A 22,475-nucleotide genomic window follows, 5' to 3' on the forward strand; every position below is an offset into this window, starting at 1 on the left:
ATTTAAAGGCAACGCAAACGTTTTCGTGTTGACAACTTTTTTAAATACTAAGACTTTTTCAATAAAAAAGATGATTTTTTGAACTTTTAGTTGTAAAATGTGTCGATTTTAACAAATGAATAATAAAAGCTCATATTTTTGAGATTATTCTAACATCTTATCTTGTAAAATGAAACGAAAAGTTACCCTAAAACAAATAGCAAAAGAATTAGATGTGTCAATTTCTACAGTTTCTAAAGCTTTAAGAAATAGTAAAGAAATTAGCGAAGATACTAGGCAGAAGGTCCAAGCCTTTGCTAAGTTGTATAACTATAGGCCAAACAATATTGCGCTAAGTTTAAAAAATAGAAAAACGAAAACAATAGGTATTATTATTCCAGAGATTGTACATCATTTCTTTTCTAAGGTCATTAGGGGTATTGAGTTGGTAGCTAATAAAAGAGGATATAATGTAATTGTTGGGCTTTCTAATGAATCTTTTTCTAAAGAGGTTATTAATATGGAAATGCTAGCTAATGGCAGTATTGATGGTTTTATTTTGTCTATCTCTAAAGAAACTTTACAACAACAAGATTATCATCATTTTACAGAGACTATAAATCAGGGTATGCCTATAGTTATGTTTGATCGCGTTGTAAACGAAGTAAATTGTGATAAAGTAATAGTTGATGATTTAAAAGGTTCGAAAAAAGCAGTTAATAGATTAGTTGAAAAAGGTTGTGAAACTATTGCTATTATTACAACTAAAGATTACGTTAGCGTTGGTAGACTTAGAACTCAAGGTTATATAGAGGCATTAGAAGAAAATAATATAAAATTAAAAGGGAGTCTTATTTTAAAAGTTGATGATGCTTTAGTATCTGATGATGATTTAGAATTTTTAGAAAAAGACATCGTTACACTAATTGAAAGCAATAAAAATATTGACGGTATTTTTGCAGTAAATGAGTTATATGCAATTACAGCAATGAAGGTAGCAAGAAAACTAGGGTTGAGAATCCCTGATGATATTCAAGTTATTGGTTTTACAGATGGTGTACTGTCTAAACATGCTACGCCTAGTTTAACAACAGTAAGCCAACATGCACAAGAAATGGGTGAAAAATCTGCAGAATTATTGATTAATAATCTTGAAATAGAGGAAGATGAAGATCACTATCAAACAGTTGTAATAGAAACAGAATTAATAGAGCGAAATTCAACAAAATAAAAAATTAACATTGCCTATTTAAAATCTTTTATATCTTTACAGCCAATCAAAACTTATATTTTTACTTCTCAGGTAATTAAGTTTTGATAAGTATACCGCTTATCAAATAGTAATAATTTAAACTTACTATTTATGAAAAAGCGTAAGCTAAGTTTCTTGGAAATCTGGAATATGAGTTTCGGTTTCCTTGGTATCCAATTTGGAATGGCCTTAACTGGCGGTTTCATGTCTAGAATTTTTCAAACTTTAGGAGCAGAGATAGATGCTATCCCTATTTTATGGATTGCGGCACCCTTAACTGGTTTGTTAGTTCAACCTATTATTGGATATATGAGTGACCGTACTTGGAGTCCAAGATGGGGACGCCGTCGTCCATATTTTTTAATAGGAGCAATATTGAGTTCCGTTACTTTAATATTTATTCCACATTCTCCAAGCTTATGGATTGCTGCAGGTTTTTTATGGATTTTAGACGCTTCTATTAATATTTCAATGGAACCGTTTAGAGCATTAGTTGCAGATAAATTGCCTGGTTCTCAAAGATCATATGGTTTTGTTGTACAGACTTTAATTATAGGAGTAGGTACATGGGTTGCTAGTAGTTTACCATGGATGGTTTCTAAGTTAGGAGCAAGTGATTCTGCACCTTCAGGCGTGTTGCCTGCCTCAGTTAAAGTTGCTTTTGCAATAGGAGCTGTCGTTTTTTTAGTAAGTATACTATATACTGTTTTTACAACAAAAGAATATCCTCCTGAAGATATGGAAGCTTTTGAAGAAGAAAAGAAACAGAAGAATAGTTTTATTTCAGATATTTTAGAGAATATCGGGAGTATGCCATTAACCATGAAAAAACTTGGAGTCATTCAATTTTTTAGTTGGTTTGCCTTTTTTACTATGTGGACATTGGCAAATCCAGCACTTACAGAACATGTGTTTAAAACACCTGCTCCAATTGAAAGTGCATATGATATGGCAATTGCAACTCAAGTTGAAACATATAATATTGCTAACACTGCTTTTCAAGAATCTTCAAATCAAGTTGGTAAGTATATGGGAATATATGGCTTGTCTTCTATGGTATTTGCGCTAATATTAGTGCTTTATACTTCGAAAAGGAGAATAAATAGAAAATATGTACACATGTTTTCTTTAATAGCTGGAGGTATTGGGTTTATATCAATGTATTTTATTCCTACTCCAGAATACCTAATACTATCTTTTATATTAATTGGTTTCTCATGGGGAAGTGTTCTTTCTATGCCTTATGCAATGTTGTCTAGTTCTGTAGATCCAAAGAAAATGGGTGTTGTAATGGGGGTTTTTAATATGTTTATAGTTATTCCTCAAATTATTGCTGCGCTTGGAGGTATAAATTATGTGTCTAAACTTTTTGGAGATAAAACAATTAATGCAATGCTAGTTGCTGGGTCTAGTTTAATTATTGCTGGGTTTTGTAACTTTTTAATTACAAACAAAAAAGCAATTACATATCAAACAAACGAAGAGTAGTAAAATGAATAAAAAAGGATTCATATTCGATTTAGACGGCGTTATTGTAGATACCGCAAAATATCACTTTTTGGCTTGGAAACAACTAGCAAAAAGTATTGGTATAGATTTTAATCATGAGCAAAATGAACAGCTAAAAGGAGTTAGTAGAGTACGATCGTTAGAGAAAATATTAGAATGGGGAAATAAAGAGATCTCGCGAGATCAATTTATGGCATTAATGTCAAGAAAAAACGATGAGTATCTAAGTTATATTTCAAAAATGAATGACTCCGAAATTCTTCCAGATGTTTCCAAAATGTTAGACTTTTTAATTAATAAACAGCAACCTATTTCGTTAGGTTCTGCAAGCAAAAATGCGAGGCAAATATTAAAAAAAGTATCGCTTTTAGAAAAGTTTAATGCTATAGTAGATGGTAATGATGTTTCTAAAGCAAAACCTGATCCAGAAGTGTTTTTAACAGCAGCAAAAGTATTAGAAATTGAGACGAAAGACTGTATTGTTTTTGAAGATTCTGTCGCTGGAGTTAAGGCTGCAAATTCTGCAAATATGATATCTATTGGTATTGGAGATAAAGATGTATTGCGTGAAGCAAATTATATTTTTAGTGACTTCACTGAAATTAGTGAAGATTTTATAGAGCAATTAATAAACAAATAAGAAGAAAAATTCTGTTCATTCAGAAACGATAATATAATATGAATTTAGATTACATAAAACCAGATAACTGGTCGATTATAGAAGAAGGATTCAATCCAGAATATGTTAAATCATCCGAGAGCATATTTAGTATAGGTAATGGAGCTATGGGGCAACGTGCTAATTTTGAGGAAACCTATTCGGGTTCAACGTTTCAAGGTAGCTATATTGCAGGAGTGTATTATCCAGATAAAACACGAGTTGGTTGGTGGAAAAATGGCTACCCAGAATATTTTGCTAAAGTTTTAAACGCACCAAATTGGATAGGTATAAGAATAATTGTTAATAGTGAAGAATTAGACTTATATGCATGTCAGTCTGTTAGTAATTTCCGTAGAGAACTTAACATGAAAGAAGGTTGGTTGTCTAGAACGTTTGAAGCTACATTACAGAATGATACTATAGTTAAAGTAGAAGCTAAACGTTTTTTAAGCCTAGATATTGACGAGTTAGGTGCAATTCATTATGAAATTACACCATTAAATAAAGACGCTAAGATTGTTTTTCAGCCCTATTTAGATAGTGGCATTACAAATGAAGATACTAATTGGGATGATAAATTTTGGGATACTATTAATGTAAGCCATGAAAATCATCAAGCATTTATACAAGCTAAAACCATGAAAACAGATTTTTATACCTGTACATTTATGGAGTCTGAGGTTTTTATTAATGGAAAATCTGTTTTAATTGAACCCAATATTAATGCAGATGCTAATTATGCCTCTTTTAGTTATGAGTATCATGTAAAAAAAGATGAAACCTATTCTATTAATAAATATGGAGGTTATACTGTAGATAGAAACCATGACAAATCAGGGTTAGTTACTGTAGCAAAAACTATTCTCAATAAAGCTACAACAACTGGATATCATACTTTATTAAGCCAACAAAAAGTAGCTTGGGATAAGATCTGGAACATGGCAGATATAACTATAGATGGAGATATTAAAGCGCAACAAGCTATCCGATTTAATATTTTTCAGTTAAACCAAACTTATTCTGGTAAAGACGCTACTTTAAATATAGGACCTAAAGGGTTTACTGGTGAAAAATATGGAGGTAGTACCTATTGGGACACCGAAGCCTATTGTATTCCGTTTTATATGGCTACTAAGAATCAAAAAGTTGCTAGAAATCTATTACAATACCGCTATAATCATTTAGATAAGGCTATTGAAAACGCTGCTAAATTAGGATTTAATAATGGAGCGGCTTTGTATCCAATGGTAACCATGAATGGAGAAGAGTGCCATAATGAATGGGAAATTACTTTTCAGGAAATACATAGAAATGGTGCTATAGCATTTGCTATTTATAATTACTATCGTTATACGGGAGATTTTAGTTATATACTAGAAATGGGACAAGAAGTCCTTATTGGTATTGCACGATTTTGGTATCAACGTGCGACATTCTCATCAGAAAAAAATCAATTCGTCATTTTAGGTGTTACAGGGCCAAATGAATATGAGAATAACATTAATAATAATTGGTATACAAACTATATTGCTAAATGGTGTATTAATTATGCTATAGAGACTTTAGAAAAAATAAAAGAAGATTATAATAAAGACTATAATAGAATTATTAATAAAACTAAAGTAACAGATAACGAATTAAGGTTATGGGATAATGTATCTAACAATATGTACTTTCCATTTTCCGAAGAACACCAAGTATATCTTCAACAAGATAGCTTTCTAGATAAGGAATTAATTACAGTGGAAGGTTTAGATAAATCACAGCGACCAATAAATCAAAAATGGAGTTGGGATCGCATCTTAAGGTCACCTTATATTAAACAAGCAGATACTCTACAAGGTTTCTATTTTTTCGAAGACCATTTTTCGATTGAAGAATTAAAACGACATTTCGATTTTTACGAACCATTAACTGTACATGAAAGTTCATTATCTCCTTGTGTACATAGTATTCAAGCAGCTAAATTAGGACAAATGGATCAAGCATATGCTTTTTATTTGCAAACGGCTCGTTTAGATTTAGACGATTATAATCATGAAGTAGAAGAAGGTTTACATATTACTAGTATGGCTGGAACATGGATGAGTATTGTTGAAGGATTTGGAGGTATGCGAGTTAAAAATAATAGCCTGTCTTTTGAACCAAAAATACCAAAACAATGGAAAGGCTATTCATATAAAGTCAATTTTAGAAATCAAGTTATAAAAATAAAAGTAACTCAAAATGAGACCACTTTTGAGCTAGATGGAGAACAAGAGTTAACTATTTTAGTTAATGGAAAAGAATTGAAAGTGTCTCCAAATAAAGAAGTAACAAAATAGAAGTATGTTCTATATGAGGCAAAAACTATATTATTTTTTTCTTTTAGTTGTAGTGTTCTCGTATGCGCAAAATCCAGATAGAATATATAAAGATTCGGCATTTCAAGATGAGAGTTTTTTAATAATTAATGTGAATGATGGAACGTATTGGATTAAAGCATACTCAAAAGAAATAATCGAAACTACTTTTGTCCCTTTAGGGGAAGAATTGGATCTTAAGTCTCATGCTGTAGTTTTAAAACCAGAATATACTGGAGTAAAACATAGTAGTGATGATGAAAAAGTATATTTTAAAACGCAAGGTATTTCTGTAACAATTAATAAGAAACCTTTCCAAATTTCATATTCTTATAAAGGAAAATCTATCATTTCAGAAAAAGAAGGTTATGTAAAAAATGATAGTTTAGAAACCATAAAATTCAACTTAAAAAGTGATGAGGTTTTATATGGTGGTGGCGCTCGTGCATTAGGAATGAATCGCCGTGGCAATAGATTACAATTATACAATAAAGCACATTATGGTTACGAGACTCGAAGCGAATTAATGAACTATACCTTGCCAATTGTATTATCTTCTAATCAATATATGCTTCACTTTGATAATGCTCCAATAGGTTTTCTAGATTTGGATAGTAAGAAAGATAATACACTATCTTATGAAACTATTTCTGGAAGAAAAACATATCAAGTTATAGTAGGAAACACATGGTTAGACATTATTAAAAATTATACAAGTTTGACAGGTAAACAACCCTTGTTGCCACGTTGGGCTTTAGGTAATTTTGCAAGTCGTTTTGGGTATCATTCTCAAAGAGAGGTTGAAGCTACGATAGCTAAATTTAAAGAAGAGGAAATACCAGTTGATGCTGTGATTTTAGACTTATATTGGTTTGGTAAGGATATTAAAGGTACAATGGGGAATCTTGAAGTTCATAAAGATTCTTTTCCCGATTTTAAAGGAATGACTTCCAGATTGAAGCAACAAGGAGTTAAAACTATTGCTATCACAGAACCATTTGTTTTAACAACGTCTAAACGATGGGAAGAAGCAGTAAGTAAAGATGTTTTGGCAAAAGATTCTATTGGTAACCCTTATCGTTATGATTTTTATTTCGGTAATACTGGCTTGATTGACATCTATAATCCAAAGGGAAAATCGTGGTTTCAAAATATATATAGAGAAATGTCAAGTATTGGTATAGATGGTGTTTGGGGAGATTTGGGTGAGCCAGAAGTACATCCTTCTAATTTATTGCATGTTAGAGGAACTGCAGATGAGGTTCATAATATTTATGGACATGATTGGGCGAGATTAGTACAAGAGTACTATGAGAAAGATTTTCCAAATAAAAGACCATTTATTTTAATGAGAGCAGGAGCAGCTGGTTCTCAAAGATTTGGTATGATTCCATGGTCTGGCGATGTTAATAGAACTTGGGGAGGATTACAATCGCAACCAGAAATAGCAATTCAAATGGGTATGCAAGGACTTGCATATATGCATAGTGATTTAGGAGGTTTCGCTGGTGCTAATTTAGACGATGAATTATATGTACGTTGGTTACAATATGGAGTTTTTCAACCAATTTATAGACCGCATGCTCAAGAGGAAGTACCAGCAGAACCAGTATATAGAGCATCTAAAGCTAAAATGTTAGCTAAAAAGGCTATTGAATTACGTTATAAATTGCTCCCATATAATTACACTTTGGCATTCCATAATTCTCAAACAGGAGCACTTTTAATGCGCCCATTGTTATTTGAAGAAGCTAATAACAAGGAATTATATACTAATGCAAACACCTATTTATGGGGTGACGATTTTTTGGTAACTCCAATTACAAAGCAAGGTGTTAAAACTATAGAAATATATTTCCCAAAAACTAGCAATTGGTTTGACTTTTATACAGATAAAAAAGTAACAGGAGGACAAACAAAAACGATAAAAACAAAAGAAAATAGTATTCCAACTTATATTCGGGGAGGCGCTTTTTTAGTCATGGCAAAACCAATGCAAAGTACTAATGAATATAACGGAAATACATTTAATCTCCATTATTATTTTGATACTTCCATTAAAGAAAGTAAACGAGAATTATATAATGATGATGGTAAAACCAGAAATGCATTCCAAAAAGGGAAATATGAACTTATAACCTTTGAAGCTGAAACAAAAAAGAAATATTTAGAATTAGAATGTAATACGCAATTGGGTTCAGAATATTCAGCATCAACTAAAAATATTAATGTAGTTATACATAACTTCTCTAAGAAACCTAAGTATATAGAGAGAAATGGCAAGAAACTTCCATTCGAGTATAACACGTTAAGTAAAACACTCATGTTTAAAATAATATGGAATACTTCAAAAGAATTAGAAACGAAAATTAGATTTTAAAAATGAAAAATAACGTATTAATATGCCTCACTTTATTGTTCGTTTTTGCATGTAAACCGAATAATGAATCTGAAAAAAAAGAAAAACAAGAAAGAGAAAAGGCACCTTTTGTTTGGGAAGGCGCAAATCTTTATTTTTTATTGACAGATCGCTTTAATAATGGAGATACGAGAAATGATGTTAATTACAATAGAACAGATGAAACGGCAAAATTACGTGGTTTTGAAGGTGGCGATTTAAAAGGAATTACACAGAAAATAAACGAAGGTTATTTTACAGATTTAGGAGTTAATGCTATTTGGATGTCACCTATTTTTGAACAAATTCACGAAGGTACAAATGAAGGCACAGGAAAAACGTATGGGTTTCATGGTTATTGGACAAAAGATTGGACGAATTTAGACGCTAATTTTGGTACAAGAGAAGATTTAAAAACATTAGTAGAATCTGCACACAAAAAAGGTATTCGAGTAGTTCTAGATGCTGTAATTAATCATACAGGTCCAGCAACAGATAAAGACCCTGTTTGGCCAAGCGATTGGGTTAGAGTAGGTCCGCAGTGTGAATACACAAACTATGAGAATACTATTGCTTGTACATTAGTAAAAAACTTACCCGATATAAAAACAGAAAGTAATGAGACTGTCAATTTACCTCCGGAATTAATAGAAAAATGGAAAGCAGAAGGCCGTTATGAAAAAGAAATAGCTGAACTAGATGCCTTTTTTAAGCGTACTGGATATCCAAAGGCGCCAAGATTTTATATTATAAAATGGTTGACTGATTATATTTCAGATTTTGGAATTGATGGTTACAGAGTAGATACTGTAAAACATACCGAAGAATATGTTTGGCAAGAATTTAAAAAGGAATGTGACTTTGCTTTTTCTAACTGGAAAACGACAAATTCGAATGCAGTTTTAGATGATAATAAGTTTTATTTAGTAGGTGAAGTATATAATTACGGAATTTCATCTGGTAAATTATTCGATTTCGGTGATAAAAAAGTAAATTATTTTGATAATGCGTTTAATCAACTTATCAATTTTGAATTAAAATGGAATGTAAAAGAAAAGAGTAAAGAAGAAGTATTTAAACGTTATTCTAATATTTTAAATAGTGATTTAAAAGGTTATGGAATTTTAAATTATTTAAGTTCTCATGATGATGGACAGCCGTTCGATCCAAAACGAGAAAAACCATACAAAACAGCAACAATGTTGTTGTTAACACCTGGAGCATCACAAATTTATTATGGAGACGAAACTGCAAGATCTTTAGTTGTAGAAGGAACTGTAGGAGATGCTACACTTCGTTCATTTATGAATTGGAAGGCGCTTACAGAAAATCCCGAAATCCAAAACATATTAAAGCACTGGCAAAAATTAGGGCAATTTAGAAAGGAACATCCTGCAGTTGGAGCTGGTGTGCATCAAATGATTAGTGAAACACCTTATGTGTTTTACAGGAGTTATATAAAAGGTGATTATAAAGACGTCATTGTTTCAGGGCTAGACCTGCCAAAAGGAGAAAAACAACTAGATGTATCATCTGTTTTTAAAAATGGAGACATATTACACGATGCTTATTCTTACCAAGATGTTGAAGTAAAAAACGGCAAGGTAAGTTTAACTTCAGAGTTTGATATTGTATTACTAGAAAAGAAATAAACTTATTTTAATGAAAAAACTAACGCTATTATTAGCCACACTATTAATAATTGTGGCTTGTAAAAAAGAAAACAAGACAGAAGTCGTAGTACAAAACAAAGTCCTAAATACTATTGCACCAGTATCTAAAGAAATAATGGAAAGTGCAGTGATCTATGAGGCTAACATTCGTCAATATTCTAAGAAAGGTGATTTTAAATCTTTCACTAAAGATATACCAGAGATTAAAAAATTAGGAGTAAAAATAATTTGGTTAATGCCTATTTTTCCTATTTCTGAAACGAAAAGAAAAGCAACTGGCGGAGAATTTGCGTCTTTAATTGAAGATAAAACCACACGTGAAAAAATGTTAGGAAGCTATTACGCAGTGTCAGATTTCACTAAAATTAATCCTGAATTTGGGACCATTGATGACTTTCGTGATTTAGTGAAAACGGCACATGATAATGGTATATATGTTATTTTAGATTGGGTGCCAAATCATACCGGTTGGGATCATACATGGCTTAAGACAAATCCAGAATTCTATACTAAAAATGCTAAAGGAGAAATTACAGATCCATTAAATGAAGATGGAATTCCTGTTGGTTGGGCAGATGTTGCAGACTTAAATTATGATAATAAAGATCTTAGAAACCAAATGGTAAAAGATATGAGTTACTGGATTGAAAAAGAAGATGTAGACGGCTTTAGGTGTGATGTAGCTGGTTCTGTTCCAACAGATTTTTGGCAAGAGGCAATCCCTCAATTAAGAGAGAAGAAAGATTTGTTTATGTTGGCAGAAGCATGGGAACCAGAATTATTAAAAAATAACTTGTTTGATATGGCTTATGGTTGGGATCGTCACCACGTAATGAATCATATTTCAAAAGGAGAAAAAAGAGTTATGGAATGGGATGAGACTTTTAAAATAGATAATGGGAGATATGAAAGTGATGATATTATAATGAATTTTGTAACTAATCATGATGAAAATTCTTGGAATGGGACAGTAAAAGAAAGAATGGGAGATGCTGCTGAAGCTATGACGGCATTAATTTATGCTGCGCCAGGAATGCCTTTAATATATTCTGGACAAGAATACGATTTAGCGCATAGGCTATTGTTTTTTGAGAAAGACGAAATTCCTCATGCTAAAGGAAATATGTGGGCTGTTTTAGAAAAGTTAGGAAAGTTAAAAAATACCAATATAGCTTTACATGGTGGAAAAAATGCAGCATCTTATTCTCGTTTAGACACAAAAAATGAAAACGTTTTAGCTTTCGAACGCAGTAAAAAAAATAGCTCATTAATTTATGTAGCTAATTTCTCTAATGAAGAAGAAATAGTTTTACCTTTTTTTAATGGTACTTTTTTAGATTATATGGCTAATACTAAGATTGAAACAGGGAAAGAATCAATGATATTAAAACCATGGGAATATAAAATATTGATTAAATAAAAAAGATACATCATCATAATATATGATTAAAGCTTTGCTAAATTAGTAAGGCTTTTTTTATAAACATATTTTTAGAAAAATGAATATTACTAATGAATCTAAAAATAGATTTTCGGTATACGGTAAATTATTTCGTTACATTATTGCTTTGATAGAGATGTCCTCTCTGAAAAAAGGAATACTTTAGCAAAAAACTTAAACAATGAAAACAAGAATAAACGCTATTTTATTTATGTTACTGAGTATTAGTGCCTTTGCTCAAATAGATCAAGATGTTCCAGTGGCAGGAGCACAAGTAATTACTGATGATTTAGTAGTTAATGGAAGTTTAGCAGTAGGTATCGATGCACCTAATGCACCAAGCTTTGGCTTCGATACTTTTAGACTACAAGAAAACAACTTAAGAATTCACTTCGATGATACATCTTCAAGTGCTAGCTTTCCAGGCAACGATTGGAGAATAGCCATAAATGATACTGGAAACGGAGGTGCAAATTATTTTGCAGTAGAAGATGCAACAGCAGGTAATACCCCTTTTACAATATCTGCAGGTTCTGGAGCTAATGCTTTATATGTAAGTAATTCTGGAGGTAACGTAGGATTAGGTACAGCAAGCCCTGTAGTAGAATTACAAGTTACAGATGGAGACTCGCCAACAATTCGTATTGAACAAAACGGAGCTAATGGATGGACACCACAAACATGGGATATTGCAGGTAATGAAACTAATTTTTTCATTAGAGATGTTACCAATGGAAGTAAATTACCTTTTAAAATAAAACCAGGCGCACCAGATAATGCTTTGTTTATTGCAGCAAGTGGAAATGTTAGCTTAGGAGATACATCGGCTTCAGAAAAACTAGAAGTAAATGGTAATGCGTCAATTATTGGTAATTCTTATGTGTCTGCACAAATTGGAGTAGGAACTATAACGCCTAATGCTAATGCTTCTTTAGATTTAAAAAGTGTTACGCAAGGACTATTAATAAATAGAATGACTACAGCCGAACGTACAACCTTTACTGCAAGCTTAACTGGAGATGAAAACGGGATGTTAGTATACGATACTGAAGAAAATATTACTTATTCTTGGAATGGAACTACTTGGGCTAATATAGCTGGAGAAGACGCTCAAGGTGCAGATATTTTTCAATTAGATAATCAATCACTATTGCTATCTCTAGATAATAATGATAATCAATCTACTGTAGATTTATCTCCTTTATTGGCAGATGTAGAAGCAAGATTAACTGCGTTAGAAGATGCACAATCTATGGGGTCTGGACAGGTTCCAGAATTATTGAATTACCAATCGTTATTAAGAGATAATACTGGTGCTGTAATGTCTAATCAAGATGTTACTTTTAAAATAAGTGTACTTAAAGGATCTAATGCTGGAGCTGCTGTTTATACAGAATTTCATCAGGTAACAACATCAGACCAAGGATTAGTTAACTTTCACATAGGTAGCGGTTTTGGTACTGGAGGTACTCAGTTTAGTGCAATAGATTGGGGAGCAGATAATTATTTTATGCTAGTTGAGATAAATACAGATGGTGGTATATTTTTTAATACTATTGGGACAACACAATTTGTAAGTGTGCCTTATGCTTTAAGAGCAAAAACGGCAGATACAGTTAATCCTGCATTGTCTAAACAATTTTCTAATAATGTAAAAGAATTAGAGTTAACTAAACAACAATTAGAAAAAACTACTAAAGACTTAGAAGCATTAAAAGAAGAAAATAAAATGATGAAAAAACAAATAGATACTATTCTAAAAAGAATAGGAAACTAAAAGAATATTTCATCAATAATAAAAAAGCCATTTCTTATAGAAATGGCTTTTTTATTATTGTTTAGTTAACGTATTGGGGTAGCTTATAAGATAAGTGTTATTAGCGATTACATCTTCAATTAAATAACTTTCACCATTACTCCATTTAACAGTAATATCAACTTTATTATCTTCTCCTAAACCGAAGTGTTGCATTTTTGGATGACCAGATAAATAACCTGTTGTACTATGTATTTCGCGCCATATGTTTTTGTGATGTTTACTATTTAAAATAAGAGTAGAACCTATAGCATCTCTATTTATCTTTTTATTAATATTACCTATAAGCTTAATCTTTATCCAATGACTAGAATTTTCAATTTTATTCTCTAGTAAGTTAGCGCTATCGTGGTAATTATTAATAATGATATCTAAATCGCCATCATTATCATAATCTAAATAACTAGCGCTTCTAGAATTAGAGTTTATAGCTAAACCTAATGTTTCAGCTTTATTTGTAAGCGTATTATTTTCATTTACAAAAAAGACATTCTTTTCTCGATTACTTTTTGCGTAAAAGACAGACTCAGACTTTCTTTCAAAATAAAAAGGGTTTTCACTTGCATAAACACTAAAATCGTTCATCCCGTTTAAACAATATAAATCTTCATCTCCATCGTTATCATAATCAAAAAAGTCTGCATCCCAAGACCATCCAGTAGCAGAATAGCCTCTTCCAATGTTTGTAGATAATTTATAGTGCTTAATCTCCTTATTTTCTACCTGAGATAAAAATAAATCATTAGCTTCAATAGTTCGCATAGTTGTCATTTTTTTAGAATCAAACTTCATTTGCGTGTCAGCATTAGGGCTTACGTATTTTTCATCTTTTTGCATGACAACAATATTAGAAATATAAAAGTCTGGGTATAAATCTTTATTTAAATCGGTAATACCTATATTCATAGAGTAAGACGGTTTGTCTGTGCCTAATTGTTTGCTAACTTCTTTAAAAAGACCATCACCTGTATTGTAATAGTATTTGTTTACTCCAAAATCATTTCCAACAATAAGATCCTGTAAGCCATCTTGATTAATGTCTGAATGCCCAACGGCTTGCGTCCAGCCAAAATTTGAATTTTCTGTAAATGTTACTTCTTCAAAAGTAAAATTGCCTAAGTTTTTGTAGAGTTTGTTAGGAGATCCATTTTTATTATCTCTACTTAGAGTAGGTAATATGCCGTCTATATAATTTCCAAAATAACCAATAAAAATGTCTAGTAATCCGTCATTGTTATAGTCAAAGGCAGTAGCTGGTCCAGCTACCGCGTTTTCACCTTTTAAATCGCTAGAAGCACTTACATCTTCAAATTGGGTTCCGTTTATATTCTTATAAAGTTTGTGAGAATCGTTAACATAAGTAATAAAAATATCTTGTAATCCATCATTATTAAAATCGGCTATAATAGGTTGTCTTGGTTCGCCATAGGAGTTGAGTTTGGCATTCCAGTGATTTAATTTACTTTTTTTAGTGACATCAATAAAGCGATTGTTTTTTGTGTTGAGGTACAGTTTGTTTCCAAAACCGCTTAATAATAAAACATCAACTAGACCATCGTTATTAATATCTTCACAAGCGACTCCAGAGCCTCCAAAAGCAGGAGGAATAGTTAGTTTTATCTCTTTTTCTTCAGTATTAGTACTATAACTTCTAATATGTCTACTTAACCAATCTGAGGATTTGTGTTCAAATAATATATTTGCTTGTTGCGAAACATCAATAAAACCTTCATTACTATTATTGGTGGTATTAGAAGAATTGATATTTGTATTATTCTCTTGTTTTTTATAAGAAGAGTATGAGTTTATTAGTTTCTGTACTTTGGCAAAACTTGCTTCTATGTCTTTATTATCAAGAGCTTTTTTTTCTTTTTCATGAGAAATTTCACCAGCAATACGAAGTGTTAATACGCCTAATTGAGCAATACCTTCGACTACTAATTCTGCAGCATTGGGATCTAGGTTTTTAATTGTTGTATCGTTTAAATCGTTGATAGAGTATTCTAAAATCTTCCAATGAATACCACTATCTCTATAAGCATCTAAATCGTAAGACTCAATATTAATGCTTTCTAAAGCGTTATTTGGAAAAAAAAGAACATCTTCAAAGGCATTAGTAGAATATGGTAAAAAACTACTTAAAGCTAACTGTATATCTGAAACTCTTATTAATGTATGTTGGTTTTTTGTCGATGTCTTGTTTGCTTCTTTAAGTAGGCTATTTGAAAATTGAACTAAAGATTCTATATAATAGTTTTTTAATTGATCTGAAATAGTTTTTTCTACTGGCCACTTTTGTCTTGCAAAATAAACTTGAATATTTCTAAGAAAAACATTTGTAATAATAGCATTGTAGGTATTGTATGATTCTAATTTTTGTTTAATTATATCTTTAATAATTGCATTATTCTTAATAGCAGCTTCTTCAGTGTTTTTTAATTTTGGATAAACAAGTTTAGTGATTTTCTCTTCTTTAGATTGCTTTAAAACAGCAATCCAGCTATTTTTTATAAGCGTTTTATTTATTTCAGAATGATTGTTTTTTCTAGCAGTATTATCTGCTATTTTTAGAACAACGAGAGTTACTAAATTTATATAATCGCTAATAGATTGTATTACATCAATATCAAACGGTAGTGTACTTTCTTCTGGTATAAATAAAAGGTCTTGTTCTACAGATAGAATAGATCTATAGGCATAAGAAACCGACGAGTATTGATCAAAATCTAATTTCGAAATAGGTATGTATCCAGTGCCATATTGGTATAAAAAATCACCGTTAGTATCTCTTTTATATCTTGAAATGCTATTTACTGTAGGTTTTAAATCATCAAATCGTATAGTTTTAGATTTTGCAGCAATTGCATTTTTTGTGCCTTCTCTTTTAAGATGTAAAATGAGTGTTTTTTGTATTTCAATTTTTAGATTACGAGCGTCTTCGTCTAAAGGCGTACCGTACATAAAATCTTCTAAACGATTTGCTGTTGCATAACATTTTGGGTCTTTCTCTTTTTCTAAAATGTTTATTTTTTCTATAATGTTAGAAATACTATTGTCTTGTTGTGCAGTAACAGCTACAGAAAATAGAATATAAAAAAGTGAAACAATGTATAGAAGTTGGCGCTTCATAAGTTTTTAGGATCTAAAATAATAACGTCCAAATGTACTCATATTTAGTTTTTAATTCATGTACTTTCTATTATATATAAAAACAGTTGTAATTTTTAGAAAAAGGAAGGTAAATTCTTATTGATTAAGTTTATTAAGGTAAATAAAAATCTTGTCAAGATGTTAAATAAAATACGACCAATACAATAATTCGTAAATTTGTTATAAATCATATATAATGATAGACTTAAACGACAACCTAGAATCCCCATTTACACTTAAAGTAAGCTTTGATAAATTCTTAAATCGTTATGAAGAATTAGCTAAAAGTGATGATGAGTTTGTTTCGGCCAAAGCTAAACGAATTTTAAAAGTGCAGGAACCGTATCCAGAACTTCGCGATGGGTTTAGTGATATGTCTTTGTTAAAAAAGTATGAAAAGGAAATTAAGTTTATACTTCAGGATTCTTTTAGTGAGGTTTTGACTTTGAATGAAATTAAAACAGCATCTGTACCTTATCATAATCTTATTTTTAATTCTTCTGAGCGTTTTAAAAATATAATTAAAACAGCAGGAGAAGATTTTGAGCTTACTATAAAAAATATGCCAGAAGATGATAAATACATTATAGCATGTACTATCATCCTAGCATTTTGTTATGGCCATAATATTAATTTTAAAAGGCCATTTTATTATGAAATTCCTGATGCTAATGGTGTCATGCAATTTTATAAAATATTATATAATGCAGATTTTACTGAAATTATTCCAACTAAGAATGCTCCTAAAATAACGCAAGCAGATGTTGATCAGTTATTAGATAATTATGAGAATATTGAATTATGGAAAGAAAAATTTCCACCACAGAGTTATATCTTTAAAGGCTTTGTGATTTCTAATATTTTTAATGTAACAGATGATCAATCAATCTCTAATATTAAATCAAGCCTAATAGGAGAAGATAAAAGAAAAGATGAAGGGTTTATGGAAGATTTTCATGAGATTTTCCGTTCATTATTAGGGCTTAAAGATATAAAGGTTGGGTTTTCTATATACAATGAAGAAGAAGATACGTTTGAGCATGTCTACGGTACAGGAATGAATAGTTTTCTTTTAAATCAATTAGAGACAGCTCAATGTTCAGATTCTTTATGCGATTGGTCATATAATCGCTTATTGAAAGAGAAAAAGTATTTTTCTGTATCAGATGTAGAAGCGCTATACGACAAGTCTAAAGGTTACGCACCACATGTAAAGTTATTACATGATCAAGGTATACGAAGTGCTATTTTTGCGCCTATAGCTAATGATGATGGGTTAATGGGTATTCTCGAAATTGTTTCAGAAAAAGCGAAGGTTTTAAATAGTATTAATGCTAATAAGCTTTTAGACATTATGCCATATATTATTTCTGCAGTTGAGAGATCAAAGAGTGAAGAAAAGAATTTAATAGAAGCCATAATTCAAACAGAATGTACATCGATACATCCAAGTGTACATTGGAAATTTGAAAAAGAAGCAAAAGATTTTATTAAAAATCAATTTAATGAAAAAGAAGCACATTTTAATAAAATTGCTTTTGAAAACGTGTATCCTTTATATGGTCAAATAGATATTAAAGGCTCTTCAGAAGCTAGGAACTCTGCAACTAAGCAAGATTTAAATATTCAATTAAAAGCTATAAAAGCTATTGTTGAAGATGCTATAAAAGTTGAAAACCTTCCAATATACGAGCAGTTTTTATATCAAATAAATAAACATTTAGAAGGATTAGAGTCTAATTTTCAGGTTGATAGCGAGCAACAAATCTCTGCGTTTATAAAGCAAGATATCGATCCGTTATTAAGTCATTTAAAAGCTGTAGAGTCACTAAAAGGTAAGATAGGAGCTTATTTTGATAGTATTGATGATAAAGTAGAAGTTTTATACAAACATAGAAAGGATTATGATGATACAATTACTTTAGTTAATAAAGAAATGGCTTCATTATTAGATAAAAAACAAGTTGAAGCACAAGCCATGTATCCTCACTTTTTTGAGCGTTTTAAAACAGATGGTGTTGAGCATAATATGTATATAGGCGAGTCTATTACTAAAGAAGATAGCTTTAATGCGATATACTTATATAATTTAAGACTTTGGCAATTACAAGTCATGTGTGAAATGGAAAATGCATTTTATTTAATGCAACCAGAATTTCCTGTAAAATTAGATGTAGCTTCAATGGTTTTAGTATTTAATCAGCCTTTATCTATTAGTTTTAGAATGGATGAAAAACAATTTGATGTAGATGGTACTTATAATGCGAGATATGAAATTGTTAAAAAACGTGTAGATAAAGCGTATATAAAAGGCACTCAAGAACGTGTTACTCAAAAAGGAAAAATAAGTATTGTATACTCTCAAAAACAAGACGAAATCGAGTATTTAAGATATATAAGGTTTTTACAATCTAAAAAGTATTTAGATGAAGATGTGGAAATTGTTGAGCTTCAAGATTTACAAGCAGTAACAGGTTTAAAAGCAATTAGGGTAAGTGTACTATATCATAAAGATAAAGATGATAAATCATTCTATACCTATGATGATTTGATGAAGGAAATTAAAAATTAATTGTTTTTTGTATCCGTATCATAATAAAATAAAATCGAGAATAGCTAATGGCGAATTGATTAAATATGAATATGTGGAAACATATAAAAAAATAGCGCCTTGTTTAGTATTGTATTTTAATACAGAGCCATACATTAGACCTATTAGAGAACATCGTTTTGAACAGTATGAAACACTTTTTAAAACTTTAAAGTAATTTCTTTATGTTACTTCTTGTATTTTAAATGCAATAGCAAAAGCAATAACACTTACTATTATACCAATCATAAAAACACTATAAGTTAATCTTAATAAGCTGTATTTTCTATTTAAAACTAAGCCTAAAAAGTATAAATCTTTGGTGAGTGATCCATATAGGTAATCTCTGTCTTGCATCATTTCATTCATAGCCCATTCAAACTCATCAAGTTTCATTTTGTGAAAATTTCCAAAGAATAATAAGTTTACTTTTTTATTAGCAACATCTTCTTTGTTAAATTTTCCACTAGTTACATTTGGACGAGTTGCTAAAACAGATAATACAATCGAAATAACTGTAAATAAAGCAAAAATGGCAGTTGGCCATATTAAATAATCATTAGTAGGATTATCTAGTTTAGAGACTAAATTTGATAACACTAATGAAATAATAATAGCATTTACAGAGAGAAGAATATTAGCTTTAGTATCTGCAATATCACTTAACGTAATATGATTACGAAGTGCCACTCTAAACATCGTTTCTATACCGCGTTCTGGTAAGTCTAATTTGTGTTTTTTAAAGTTTAATTCTTCTTTTTTCTGTTCTAACTTCTCTTCTTCTGCTTTTATTTTATTTTGACTCTGTAGTAAAGTAGCTAAGTTTTTTCCTTTTCGTTTTTCCCACTTACTAGCTGCTAATGGAGAATAAAAGGAATGGTTTGTTATAAAGGAAATGTTTTCTTGAATCCAATCATTTTTAGATACCTTTTTACCTAAAGTTAACTCCCATTCTTTTCTTAAAAGTGCAGCGTATTCATCATAATTTTTACTGGATATATGAGAACAATCCGCATCTTTAATAAGACCTTCTAATTTAGTTTTTGGCGTATGCATCATTTGAGTCGCCATTATAATATTAGAAATGATTTCAATATCTTCTTCAGATACTTTTTGAGATTTTAAAAAGGTGGTAGCAATTTTTACACTTTCTTTTTCATGATGTTCTATAGTTTTAGTAAAACCTGTGTCATGAAACCAAGCGGCGATTAATAAATTCTTTTTTTCATTGTCGTTTAACTCACTTTCATTAGCCAGTTCAAGAGCCTTTTCTACAACACGCTGCGTATGAGATAAGTTGTGATATACAAAAGAGGAATCTAAATGTTCATTTAGAAAACTAACAACGTATTTTTCGACTTCTGTAAGTATGTTTTTCATTTAAAGAATTATTTTTACTAATGTAGCTAATTAATCTAATAGTATGAAATTACGATTAGGTCTAACAATTAATATTATTTATGCCATATATCTTAATATAAAGACGAGAATTATACTCAAACCTTTCTTGATACTATATTGGTCTATGGTGATACTATATTAACCTATGTATTTCCATTAGATTAAGGTTTTATTTTGAATGGTAAAAGATTGCTATATTTATCGAAAATTAATAGAAATCATGAGAGATTTATTGTTATGTGTCGTTTTAATGTTTGTTACAATAAGTTATGGGCAAAGGTATTGTGGACAAGATATTTATCAACAAAAAATATATAATGAAGATCCTTCTCTTCGACCAGAAAACAATCCTTTCCATAAGGAATTAGAAGATTTTACAAAAGCATTCGAATTAGAGCAGTCTAATAATGAATATAAGCGAAATATTGAAGGTCTTACTATAGGAACAGATTATATTATACCAGTTGTAGTTCATGTTATACATGATAATGGTTCGGAAAACGTATCTGATGAAGTCGTTGAAAGAGCTATTGAAATGATGAATATTTTTTTTGAAGGCAAATCGGCTTATGATAATAATATAGACTCTGATTTTTTAAGTGTAAGAGGTGCTTTTACAAGTAAACGGTTAAAGTTCGTATTAGCAAAATTTGACCCTAATGGAAATCCAACAAATGGAATAGACAGGCAGCAAGATGCTTTTTATACTATACGAGGAGATAATTTTGGAATGCGTCAAGTTTATAATTGGCCAAGAGCTAATTATTTTAATATTTATGTTGTGAGACAAGCAATAGAAAATAGTAATACTTCTGCATTTGCTACTTTTCCTCCAGATGTTGCTAATTCTATAAATGCATTTAGTGATGGAGTTGTAATGTCTGCTTGGAATTTTGGAGAGCATACAGAAATGTGGCAAACTTGGTACCATAATTTATCTCATGAAGTTGGCCATTGGATGAACGTATACCATATATGGGCAAATGCTGGAGGTAATGGTGATGCAGTATATTGTAGTCAAGATGATTCTGTAACAGATACACCCAATACAGTAGGAAATTCACTTTCAGATTTAGATGATTCTCCTGGAGTAGGAACTGTTTTTAATTGCAGTACTAAAGATAATTATACAAATATGATGGATTATACGGCTCCAGTATATGCAATGTTTACTAATGGCCAAAAAACACGTATGGAAGCTGCTTTAAATTCTAGCGTGTCTGATAGGGATAACTTATGGTCTGTAGATAATGTGTTAACTACTTTATATGGATGTACTACAGGAACAGATACAGATAATGACAATATTCCAGACGCCTGCGATACCTGTCCAAACGATATAAATAATGATAGTGATGGAGATGGTGTTTGTGATAGTTTAGATCAATGTAATGGGTATGCAGATGTTAACTTAGATGGTAATCCATCTGCTATGGATGCCTGTGATACTTTATTACCTATAATTGATTTTGATACGCAAACAATTTTGTCTTATGATTCTTCTGAAGATAATGGGGTTTCTGTTGTGTATGATAATGGTTCTACATTACACCTTTCTACTAATGCTTGGAAAGCAATTCCTTTAAATTATACAATTACACCAAATACTGTAATAGAATTCGATTTTAAAAGTACAATAGAAGGTGAGATACATTATATTGGATTGGATAATGATTTATCATTAGATCCTTTAGTAGGTTTTGTGTTATTTGGTACGCAAACAAATGGTTTTCCTAATAATACTAATTTAGATTTTGATAATAATTATACACCTTTCTTCGATTTTTATAACTTTAAACACTACTCAATTCAAATTGGAGCATATTATACAGGTAATGCACCGTATTTAATTTTTGGAGCCGATAATGATGTAGAAAATGAAGTCTGGACTTCAGGAACAACATATCCAGGTGGAGGCAGTTATAATGAAGCTACTTCATTTTATAGAAATGTAAAAATTTATGAAAGTGATGTGCTTTCTAATCCAAGTTTTGAAAACATAGAATCTAATATTTCAGTTTTTCCAAATCCAGTTAATGATTTAATGGTTGTAAAAGTTAATAATGATATTCATTTATCTCAAATGATAATGTATGATATTAATGGAAGAATTGTAAAAACAATACCTCTTATAAAAGAACAATCTCAAGAAGTTAATCTTGAAGCATTAGCATCAGGTGTTTATTTTGCTAAAATTAAATCTAATAAAGGAGTCGTTACAAAAAAAATAATTAAGCTATAAAAAAACAATCAGTTGAATAAT

Annotated in this window: 13 protein-coding genes; 11 read left to right on the forward strand and 2 right to left on the reverse strand. The window is 30.6% G+C overall.

Translation table 11 applies throughout. The features are described 5' to 3' along the window. Nucleotides 1-169 precede the first annotated feature (169 nt). The 8 genes from Q0997_RS04490 to Q0997_RS04525 all read left to right on the forward strand — a co-directional run bounded on the left by Q0997_RS04490 (nucleotide 170) and on the right by Q0997_RS04525 (nucleotide 13,032). The gene (locus Q0997_RS04490) at nucleotides 170-1,210 is read left to right on the forward strand and encodes a LacI family DNA-binding transcriptional regulator (RefSeq protein ID WP_299885115.1); all 1,041 of its coding nucleotides are present in this window, start codon (nucleotides 170-172) and stop codon (nucleotides 1,208-1,210) included. Between the two features lie 132 nt (nucleotides 1,211-1,342). After that, on the forward strand, nucleotides 1,343-2,719 hold the full coding sequence (locus tag Q0997_RS04495) for an MFS transporter (protein WP_299885117.1): 1,377 nt from the start codon (nucleotides 1,343-1,345) through the stop codon (nucleotides 2,717-2,719). Between the two features lie 4 nt (nucleotides 2,720-2,723). After that, nucleotides 2,724-3,380, forward strand: coding sequence for a beta-phosphoglucomutase (pgmB, locus tag Q0997_RS04500; RefSeq protein WP_299885122.1), 657 nt, complete (start codon nucleotides 2,724-2,726; stop codon nucleotides 3,378-3,380). A gap of 38 nt (nucleotides 3,381-3,418) precedes the next feature. Beyond that, nucleotides 3,419-5,725: a glycoside hydrolase family 65 protein gene (locus Q0997_RS04505; protein WP_299885124.1), complete on the forward strand. Its 2,307-nt coding sequence runs from the start codon at nucleotides 3,419-3,421 to the stop codon at nucleotides 5,723-5,725. A 13-nt stretch (nucleotides 5,726-5,738) separates the two neighbouring features. Beyond that, nucleotides 5,739-8,123 carry a TIM-barrel domain-containing protein gene (locus Q0997_RS04510; protein WP_299885127.1) on the forward strand — a complete coding sequence of 795 codons (2,385 nt, stop codon included), beginning with the start codon at nucleotides 5,739-5,741 and terminating at the stop codon, nucleotides 8,121-8,123. A gap of 2 nt (nucleotides 8,124-8,125) precedes the next feature. Further along, a complete protein-coding gene (locus Q0997_RS04515; RefSeq protein WP_299885130.1) occupies nucleotides 8,126-9,793 on the forward strand; it encodes an alpha-amylase family glycosyl hydrolase in 1,668 nt (555 codons plus the stop codon). A 10-nt stretch (nucleotides 9,794-9,803) separates the two neighbouring features. Then, a complete protein-coding gene (locus tag Q0997_RS04520) occupies nucleotides 9,804-11,234 on the forward strand; it encodes an alpha-amylase family glycosyl hydrolase (RefSeq protein WP_299885133.1) in 1,431 nt (476 codons plus the stop codon). Nucleotides 11,235-11,436: 202 nt separating this feature from the next. Beyond that, nucleotides 11,437-13,032, forward strand: a complete 1,596-nt coding sequence (locus Q0997_RS04525) for a hypothetical protein (protein WP_299885135.1) — start codon at nucleotides 11,437-11,439, stop codon at nucleotides 13,030-13,032. Between the two features lie 54 nt (nucleotides 13,033-13,086). On the opposite strand, the gene Q0997_RS04530 is transcribed toward Q0997_RS04525, so the two are convergent. Continuing rightward, nucleotides 13,087-16,200: a CRTAC1 family protein gene (locus tag Q0997_RS04530; protein ID WP_299885138.1), complete on the reverse strand. Its 3,114-nt coding sequence runs from the start codon at nucleotides 16,198-16,200 to the stop codon at nucleotides 13,087-13,089. A gap of 217 nt (nucleotides 16,201-16,417) precedes the next feature. On the opposite strand from Q0997_RS04530, the gene Q0997_RS04535 reads away from it, so the two are divergent. Then, on the forward strand, nucleotides 16,418-18,793 hold the full coding sequence (locus tag Q0997_RS04535; protein ID WP_299885141.1) for a GAF domain-containing protein: 2,376 nt from the start codon (nucleotides 16,418-16,420) through the stop codon (nucleotides 18,791-18,793). Between the two features lie 73 nt (nucleotides 18,794-18,866). Then, nucleotides 18,867-18,989: a hypothetical protein gene (locus Q0997_RS04540; protein WP_299885144.1), complete on the forward strand. Its 123-nt coding sequence runs from the start codon at nucleotides 18,867-18,869 to the stop codon at nucleotides 18,987-18,989. A gap of 5 nt (nucleotides 18,990-18,994) precedes the next feature. Here Q0997_RS04540 and Q0997_RS04545 read toward each other — a convergent pair whose 3' ends face one another. Then, nucleotides 18,995-20,191, reverse strand: a complete 1,197-nt coding sequence (locus Q0997_RS04545) for a Pycsar system effector family protein (RefSeq protein ID WP_299885147.1) — start codon at nucleotides 20,189-20,191, stop codon at nucleotides 18,995-18,997. A 241-nt stretch (nucleotides 20,192-20,432) separates the two neighbouring features. Here Q0997_RS04545 and Q0997_RS04550 point away from each other — a divergent pair, with 241 nt between their 5' ends. After that, complete coding sequence (locus Q0997_RS04550; RefSeq protein WP_299885150.1) at nucleotides 20,433-22,454, forward strand: M43 family zinc metalloprotease; 2,022 nt, start codon at nucleotides 20,433-20,435, stop codon at nucleotides 22,452-22,454. Nucleotides 22,455-22,475: the final 21 nt, after the last annotated feature.

This window comes from uncultured Lacinutrix sp., from assembly GCF_947500325.1.
Lineage (GTDB): Bacteria > Bacteroidota > Bacteroidia > Flavobacteriales > Flavobacteriaceae > Lacinutrix.

Bases quoted from the DNA above. Each gene is read 5' to 3' on its own strand.
- Q0997_RS04490 (WP_299885115.1), top strand. From the start codon at position 170: ATGAAACGAAAAGTTACCCTAAAACAAATAGCAAAAGAATTAGATGTG.
- Q0997_RS04495 (WP_299885117.1), top strand. From the start codon at position 1,343: ATGAAAAAGCGTAAGCTAAGTTTCTTGGAAATCTGGAATATGAGTTTC.
- pgmB (WP_299885122.1), top strand. From the start codon at position 2,724: ATGAATAAAAAAGGATTCATATTCGATTTAGACGGCGTTATTGTAGAT.
- Q0997_RS04505 (WP_299885124.1), top strand. From the start codon at position 3,419: ATGAATTTAGATTACATAAAACCAGATAACTGGTCGATTATAGAAGAA.
- Q0997_RS04510 (WP_299885127.1), top strand. From the start codon at position 5,739: ATGAGGCAAAAACTATATTATTTTTTTCTTTTAGTTGTAGTGTTCTCG.
- Q0997_RS04515 (WP_299885130.1), top strand. From the start codon at position 8,126: ATGAAAAATAACGTATTAATATGCCTCACTTTATTGTTCGTTTTTGCA.
- Q0997_RS04520 (WP_299885133.1), top strand. From the start codon at position 9,804: ATGAAAAAACTAACGCTATTATTAGCCACACTATTAATAATTGTGGCT.
- Q0997_RS04525 (WP_299885135.1), top strand. From the start codon at position 11,437: ATGAAAACAAGAATAAACGCTATTTTATTTATGTTACTGAGTATTAGT.
- Q0997_RS04530 (WP_299885138.1), bottom strand. From the start codon at position 16,200: ATGAAGCGCCAACTTCTATACATTGTTTCACTTTTTTATATTCTATTT.
- Q0997_RS04535 (WP_299885141.1), top strand. From the start codon at position 16,418: ATGATAGACTTAAACGACAACCTAGAATCCCCATTTACACTTAAAGTA.
- Q0997_RS04545 (WP_299885147.1), bottom strand. From the start codon at position 20,191: ATGAAAAACATACTTACAGAAGTCGAAAAATACGTTGTTAGTTTTCTA.
- Q0997_RS04550 (WP_299885150.1), top strand. From the start codon at position 20,433: ATGAGAGATTTATTGTTATGTGTCGTTTTAATGTTTGTTACAATAAGT.